This is a genomic window from uncultured Streptomyces sp., from assembly GCF_947488945.1.
Taxonomy (GTDB): Bacteria; Actinomycetota; Actinomycetes; order Streptomycetales; family Streptomycetaceae; genus Streptomyces.
Window position 1 is genome coordinate 1 of the sequence record NZ_CANLBS010000069.1, and the last position, 1,160, is coordinate 1,160.

Sequence of the window (1,160 nt, forward strand, 5' to 3'; positions counted from 1 at the left end):
CCGGGTATCGGACTCAAACGGGTGATCAAAAATCTGCGGCGGCTTTGATCACTCGATCGAGGACCGTCCGGCACCTCTTCCCAGCACTCTGACCTCGAAAGTTGCCACTTTGGGTGCATTTACTCCGATCATATATTCGCTTATGGAGCCCGATCGATCACGACTGATGGAACGTCCAGCAATGGCGCGTGATAAACAATTCCACTGAGCGCCTGAGGCGTTGTTCTCCACATCAAGAACAGGTGAGGTTTCCGCGATGTACACCCAAGAACGCACGGCAATGGCGAATTTGGTGGTCGGCGGCCCGGTAGCGGTGAACAGCTACGACAACGCAATCGTGGCCGCGCTGGTCGAGAACCGGCCGGTCATGCTCGTCCACGCCTTCAACGGCGGTTACCTCAGGCCCGCAGACCTGGCGGCGAGCAGCCACGACAAGGGTGTGAAGCTGGCCACCGCGCTCGACCCGGCCACCAAGGACGCGCAGGGCCACCTCTGGCACATCACCCCCGGCGGCTTCTTCGGCCAGCGGCCGCTGTACTTCATCGAGAGCGCCGCGGGCCAGGTGACGCCCCCGCCCGCCGGCACAGCCGACGCGGACGCCGGTCGCGGCGACGACGGAACGCCGAAGCCGCAGCGAAGGCGCGTCACCGTCCACCAGGACGCCCCGCAGAGCACGGCCGACACCCTGCAGGTGGGTCTGCCGGCCAAGGTGGCCGACAAGTGGCGCGGGAAGAACGGGGCGGTGGAGGACACCCAGCTGTGGGTCGTCACGGTGACGCCGTGGGGCGGGATCACCTTCGTGCCGATCACCCACCCCGACGCCATCCTCGGGTTCAAGGACCACACGGTGGCGAAGGACAGCGAAGCGCGGCTCACCTACAACTGGGGCGGGGACTTCACGGGGACGGTCATCAACACGTTCTACCCGCGGCTGCCCAATGAGTGGGACGTCCCCTACCACCACGTTTTCACGTGAGCCGCAGCCACCATCGCCCCACATCTGCCCTGAGCCGTCGCACCACCCGCCTGGAAGAGGCACCACGATGCCCGTGCCCACGCACGAACTGAAGCTGGAGATCGTCAACGCCGCCACCGGGCAGCCCCTCGGCACCAGGGCCGTTCCGGGCGCGGACGGGGCGCTCGTCGTCCGCGACTACCCC

The 1,160-nt window shown here is 66.1% G+C and carries 1 protein-coding gene; it reads left to right on the forward strand.

The features are described 5' to 3' along the window. The first annotated feature begins 256 nt into the window (after positions 1 to 256). On the forward strand, positions 257 to 976 hold the full coding sequence (locus Q0994_RS33845) for a hypothetical protein (protein WP_299542563.1): 720 nt from the start codon (positions 257 to 259) through the stop codon (positions 974 to 976). The last annotated feature ends 184 nt before the right edge of the window (positions 977 to 1,160 follow it).